Source organism: Cyclobacterium sp. 1_MG-2023 (assembly GCF_030546805.1).
Taxonomy (GTDB): Bacteria; Bacteroidota; Bacteroidia; order Cytophagales; family Cyclobacteriaceae; genus Cyclobacterium.
The window spans coordinates 164,595-171,030 of the sequence record NZ_JAUOPC010000015.1 but is presented as its reverse complement, the minus strand read 5'-3'; the positions used below and the strand labels follow the sequence as shown (position 1 = coordinate 171,030).

Annotated in this window: 4 protein-coding genes; all 4 read right to left on the bottom strand. The window is 42.2% G+C overall.

Features of this window, described 5'->3' with window-relative positions; genetic code table 11:
* Positions 1–249: 249 nt before the first annotated feature.
* Entirely contained in the window at positions 250–648 is a 399-nt protein-coding gene (locus Q4534_RS20805) for a group III truncated hemoglobin (RefSeq protein ID WP_303615080.1), read from the bottom strand.
* A 6-nt stretch (positions 649–654) separates the two neighbouring features.
* Complete coding sequence (locus Q4534_RS20800) at positions 655–1,002, bottom strand: cupin (RefSeq protein WP_303615079.1); 348 nt, start codon at positions 1,000–1,002, stop codon at positions 655–657.
* 1,086 nt (positions 1,003–2,088) lie between these two features.
* Positions 2,089–3,555 (bottom strand): glycine--tRNA ligase, encoded by a 1,467-nt coding sequence (locus tag Q4534_RS20795; protein ID WP_303615078.1) that lies wholly within the window; start codon positions 3,553–3,555, stop codon positions 2,089–2,091.
* Positions 3,556–3,596: 41 nt separating this feature from the next.
* Positions 3,597–6,434 (bottom strand): PVC-type heme-binding CxxCH protein, encoded by a 2,838-nt coding sequence (locus tag Q4534_RS20790; RefSeq protein WP_303615077.1) that lies wholly within the window; start codon positions 6,432–6,434, stop codon positions 3,597–3,599.
* Positions 6,435–6,436 lie beyond the last annotated feature (2 nt).

Genomic DNA, 6,436 nt, shown 5'->3' with positions numbered 1-6,436 from the left:
GGAGAACTAAGTACCTATTATCAAAGAAAAGTCGATGAAGGAAAACATAAAATGTCAGTGATCAATGCCATTCGGGCAAAACTAATTGCTAGAGTTTTTGCAGTTGTAAACCAAGACCGAGATTATGAAAAAAAATACATTCATTCACTTGCTTAAACCATAAGAGAAAGGGGGACTCAGGGGGATTTTTAACGCAAAAATTCTAAAAAATCAGCTTGTGATAGTAGGTCTTCTAACTCGGATTCACCCCTATTTGGCACCTACCGGCCTTCTGTTCCAAATGGCCATAAATTGGAAATGAGCCATCCTTCTGGCTGACTCTTTGGCTTTATCAGCCAATTCGCCTTCATACAGCTCATTTATTGTTTCAAACCATAACTGCAGCCAAATTCCAAAATGCTTTTGCTCTACGGTATGATTTAAATTTTTGTCCACATTGATATGTTTGAGCGTAGGGTTGCCCTTGAACTTAATCACTCCAAAAAGGTTGGTTTCCCAAAAATCAGTGAGCTTCTCTAGGTGTTCCGGCCACCTTTCTTCCTCAATGTGTCCATTGAAAATGGGACCCAAAACTTCGTCTTTTCTGATTTTTGCATAGAATGCGTTTACCAGCACATTGATGTCTTTGCGGTTTTCAATTGGTTTCATCAGGCTTTATTTATTTGATTCCTTTACAACATTTTCTACACGTTCTACCTGGTCCGATTTTGAAAGGCTTAAGCGAACTACACTATCTTTTATGGCGGTCAGGTCATGTGGAATATTCCCCTCTAGGGCCACTATATCTCCACTTTGGAAATTGTGTACCTCTCCTTCAGCCCCAAAGTCTATCTCGCCCCCTAGGACCTGAACCACTATCGGGAACTTGGTTTTGTGTTCTTTCATTACCTGGCCTTCCTTCAATAGGATGCGTATTTCTTTGGAGAATGGAGATTCCAAAATGACTTTGGTACTGATCTTATCTCCAAATTGTAAAGCTTCACTAAATGATGCAACTTCCATATTATCTGTATTTTAAATTCAAACTCTACTTATTTATCAATACCTTTTTAAGGTACTCAAACTCACCTAAATAATAAAGGATATTTTTATCTTTTATTATTGTATAGGTATTACAAATTTTTAATACAATACGTTCATTTTTTAGTTATTTTTTGCTAGAATCGGATTTTCTAGGAACTGACGTTCACGTAATAATCCCTCCCGACTCTGTCGGGACAGGCTCTACGCCCCTTTGTCAAGTGGGAGTTGCGGCAAAAGGCATTTTATTGCTGAATTGCTAAACTGCCGGTGGCTAAGCGGAGTCGAAGCCTTAGAGTAACGTGTACACATTAACCAAGGATGAAACCCGTGGACAACAAATATATTATCAATACTCCAAGCTCGGAGTGGGTTGAACAAGCCCTCATAATAGTATGTTCAACACCTTCAGTGTTGGGAATAGGGTAGGTATTTCCTTTCCGTGGGTTGCCACCCACGGCTAGTGTTGTTCAGACCCTTAAGGTCTGTTTTATTGTTAAAAAGAATGAAATTAGCAAGCTAGTCATTTAGGTAAATGCTTCATTTCTAAACCTTTTTGGATAGGTAGAGCGAGGCGGGGGTGTGGTAATCTTACCTTTTATCCGCAGAAAAGTCAAGCCAGAAGAAAACTTCTCCCCACAAGGCCAAACGCTGCCTCGTTCTCTGGCATGCCCACCGCACTTCTTTCTAAAATGTGGCTTAAATAATTCCAGAAATTGGAATCGTATAACTTATATGACTGCAATAGTTTGGTGGAAATTTTTATAATGTTGAATTGCTATACTGCTTATCTCGCTAAGACGCAAAGGGTCTTAAATTATTTCTTTGCGACTCCGCGACTCTGCGTGCAACTTTCAACGTTTATTTTTATTCTTGGGAAAGTACATTAAACGGCGGCTGAGCAGAGTCGAAGCCATAGGGTAACGTGTACATCATACCTACTCCTTCGGCTGCGCTCAGGAACCTGTTAATGGGTTTTGTTTATAAAACAGCCAATCCGATTGAGACAACTAATAAAAAAGACCGGCTAATGGACCGGTCTTTTTTATGCACTATGAAAATTGAAAATTATATTTTCTCGAAAACATTTCTGAAGCTACAAGCCGCAGCAAGCCTACCATGCAACTCAGCAATTGGCACACGCTCCTGTTCGGTGGTATCTCTGTGACGGATGGTTACGGTATCATCTTCCAAGGTCTGGTGATCTACGGCTATACAAAATGGAGTACCTATCAAGTCCTGCCTTGTATAGCGCTTTCCTATTGACCCGGCTTCTTCATAGATGATATTGAAATCATATTTCAATTGATCAAAAATCGCTTTGCCTTTGTCAGGTAAGCCATCTTTCTTGGTCAATGGCAAAATGGCCGCTTTCACGGGAGCCAAGGCAGGATGCAAAGCCAAGTAAGACCTGGTTTTGCCTTCCACTTCTTCCGTGGTAAAGGCATTACAAAGGGTCATTAAAAACAACCTGTCCGCTCCGATAGAGGTTTCTACTACATAAGGAATGTAATTTTTATTCACCTCCGAATCAAAATACTGTTGCTTCTTTTTGCTGAACTCCTGGTGTGCTTTCAAATCAAAATCAGTACGGGAGTGAATCCCCTCCACTTCTTTGAATCCAAAAGGAAATTTGTATTCTATATCCAAAGCAGCATTGGCATAATGTGCCAGCTTCTCGTGGTCATGTCTTCTTAGTTTTTCTTCAGGAATACCCAAAGCCTTGTGCCAGCTCATACGTGTATCCGCCCAGTGCTTGTACCATTCCAGTTCGGTACCAGGTCTAACAAAAAATTGCATTTCCATTTGCTCAAACTCCCGCATTCTAAAAATGAACTGTCTCGCAACAATCTCATTCCTGAAGGCCTTACCTATCTGTGCAATCCCAAAAGGAACTTTCATCCTTGCTGTTTTCTGCACATTCAAGAAATTTACAAAAATTCCTTGAGCTGTCTCAGGCCTCAGATAAATGGTGCTTGAATCTTCTGAAACAGAACCCACCTGGGTTGAAAACATTAGGTTAAACTGTCTTATTTCTGTCCAATTAGTTGTACCACTTACCGGGCATTTGATATCCTCTTCAATTAAAAATTCGCGAAGGGCAGTAAAATCTTCTTCTTCCAATAAACGCCCCATGGTAGCCAAAAGGCTATCCGCTTTCTCCTGATTGCCCTCGTTTTCATAACCGGCAGCTTTTTCTTCTATCAGTACATCTGCCCGATAGCGCTTTTTACTGTCCTTATTGTCCACCATTGGATCATTGAAACTATCCACATGACCGGAAGCTTTCCAAGTGGTAGGGTGCATAAATATAGCTGCATCCAAGCCTACAATGTTACCATTTAGACGGGTCATGGATTCCCACCATAATCTTTTAAGATTGTTCTTTAATTCCACCCCATAAGGCCCGTAATCATATACTGCCTGAAGCCCATCATAAATTTCAGATGAAGGGTAAACAAACCCATACTCTTTGGCATGGGCAATGATATCTTTTAGCAGACCACTTTCCTGCTTTTGTTCTGATTTTGCCATAAGCGCAAAATTAAGCAAAAACCTATACTCTACAAGGTTTTTCAGTTACTGGTATGGCTTTGTATCAGGAAAGCAGCAATATCTGCAATATCTTGCGCCTTAAGTTGCATTTCCAAAGGTCCCGGCATCAGACTTATGGGAAGTTGTTTTCTGGTTAACACCAGTTCTGCTGGCAAAACATGTCGCTGCCCTTGGAAATCCAGCACCGTAACCACCGGTCCTGAAGATTGTAGCAAACCTAAAAGTACAGCTCCATTTTTCAGCCCGATTAAATATGCTTCTGAACCAAAACCTACGGCTGCATCAGGTTGAACAATGGCATTAACCAAGGTTGGGTAATCCATTTTCTGTCCGATTTGACTCAAATCCGGTCCAATTTCATTGCCGGAATTAGCAACTTTATGGCAGGCAGCACAATTCTGAATGGCTTTTACTTTTCCGGCTACTGGGTCTTTGCCAAGGGATAAAATTTCTTTTTCATCCATTGCTGTGTCTTCTCCAAAATAATACCTCAATAACTTAAGCACCGAAGGTCTTTTTTCATCCTTATTAACAGCTGAAAAATCTAAATTATAATTTTTAAATGCACCTTCTGCGGCCATCAGAACCAAATGAAGTCTACCTTCCGGGCTTTCCGTCAATTGAGCGAAAACCTCCTGCTTTTGCTCCAGATTGGTTAAACTATCATTCAGTTGCGCTTTTAGGACCAATAAATTGGGTTGGGCATCAGGTAAAACAATTGGCGCGTCCCAACCTTCCAAAAAAGCGCTCCACTCATTGTATTTCCTGAATTGAAGCCACCATTGGGCTTTTTCTCTAAGTATTCCCTCCATTTCAGCGGCTTTCTTTACAGCCTCAACTGCCTCTTTCTCAAAAATAAAAGCCAGTGTTTCCAAAGCCAGATCTCGTTCCTCTATTGCTAAGTTCTCATTCCCCAATCTGGCCTTCAGGGCATGGATTGCAGCTTTGGGATGCCACTCCCATACCAAAGATGCAATTTGAGGAGACCATTTTGCCGGATCCATTGTAGCGATATTGGCCAAGAAATAGACTTCCGCATGGGCTTTCATCCCTATCCCCAAGGCATTTCTGTACCAGGGGTCTTCTCCATCGTATGTTTTGATTATTTCTCCATAGATTTCTGAAGTTTTATCCCAGTCCTCATCCCTTAGCAATAAGGCCAGTTCTCTTTTAATCAAGGGCGAGCCTTCTTTTGCAATCCCCAACGCTTCGTCGAGCAATCGCTCCGGAGCATAGGCTGACAAAGCCCTGAGCGTGGTCAAAACGATTTCCTGGTTGGCAACTCCCAATAAAGGCAAAATGAAATGGATTCCTTCTGCTCCCATGTCTGCTAGGGTCCAGATCGCTCTGGCCCTAAAAAAAGGATTGTCCTCATTTTGAACCATCTTTTGAAGCTCAGGCAAAACTGCGGCTCCCTGTTCTTTTAACTTCTGCATGGCAAAAGCACGTACATGAACCGCTGGATTTTTTAGTGCAGCCAATTGACCTTCTGTAGTCGTATAATCAATCTTTGGAAGTGTTAATTTTTTGTCTTTTGGTACAACGCGGTAAATCTTTCCTTCCCCCACTTTGTCCCTCATTTGATGACCTCCCACGATCGGATCATACCAATCTGCAATGAACAACGAACCGTCAGTCCCTATTGTAACATCGCTTGGCCGGAACCATTTTCGGGTATCTTCTTCCACCTGATGCCAAATATAACCGGTATTGTCCTGATCTACTGAGGAAATAAAGGCAGTCCTGTTTTTTAGAGGGTAACCGGCACCTATTACTTCAGGATTATAGCCAAACACAATATTTCTTCCGGCATCAGCACTTAATAAAAGACCTCTGAATTGCTCTCCAAGCTCGTCACCTTCAATTCTCACCATCCCAGTAGGTGAACCTGCCCCATACACATCGCCTACTGGCAAAACCCCAGGATCATGTTGATGCCAATGCGCCTCGGCTATGGTTTGCCCTGGTCTTCTATCAGCTTGCCATGTTCTATTCCCTTTTTCACTAAAATAGCCAGCATCACTGCCTTCCATCAACCAAGTGGTCCTACAGGAGGCAGTCTGGTCATCGTTGTCACTTTGCCACATATTGCCATAGGAATCTACGGCCACTTCAAATGCATTTCTAAAATTATGTGACACTACCTCCATACCTGTTCCATCAGGATTGATTTTGATTACCAAGCCTCCATTGTAAATTTCTCCATCATCACTGATTTGTGAGGGAATATTTTCTGTACTGTAAGGGGTATATTCATTGTAAACACTTCCCGATCGAAGGGTCCAACCATCTTTTCCTTCTACCTGATGTGGCCCTGCATTCCCTGTTATAAAGTACCACTTCCCATCCGGACCCAGCTGACCTGCATGTAGGCCATGGTCATGGTCTTTTCCTCCAAATCCTGTTAAAAAAACCTCTTTGCTATCAGGAAGATCGTCCCCATCTTCGTCCGTATAGATGATAACATTTGGAGAGCAGGAAACCACTACTTGATTGCCTAGCACCGCTATACCCAAAGGGCTTCTTAGCAAGGTGTCTTGAACAAAAACCTTTGAAGCATCTGCTTTGCCATCGCCGTCAGTATCTTCAAGGATCATTACACGGTCACCTTTATCCTGCACCTTGTGTCCATCAGCATTCCGGAAATCTCTGTAGTTAACTGCTTCAGTGACCCATACCCTACCTTTCGCATCCACATCCATATTGGTGGGATTAAAGAATAGGGGACTTTCGGCCCATACACTTACCTCTAACCCTTCCGGAACATATAACAATGGCTGAGTCTCTTGCTGTTTACCGGAATCACATGCGAACAACCCCAAGAATAAAAAACAACAACAGAGAGGCCACTTTACCATTT

Bases quoted from the DNA above. Each gene is read 5' to 3' on its own strand.
- Q4534_RS20805 (WP_303615080.1), bottom strand. From the start codon at position 648: ATGAAACCAATTGAAAACCGCAAAGACATCAATGTGCTGGTAAACGCA.
- Q4534_RS20795 (WP_303615078.1), bottom strand. From the start codon at position 3,555: ATGGCAAAATCAGAACAAAAGCAGGAAAGTGGTCTGCTAAAAGATATC.
- Q4534_RS20800 (WP_303615079.1), bottom strand. From the start codon at position 1,002: ATGGAAGTTGCATCATTTAGTGAAGCTTTACAATTTGGAGATAAGATC.
- Q4534_RS20790 (WP_303615077.1), bottom strand. From the start codon at position 6,434: ATGGTAAAGTGGCCTCTCTGTTGTTGTTTTTTATTCTTGGGGTTGTTC.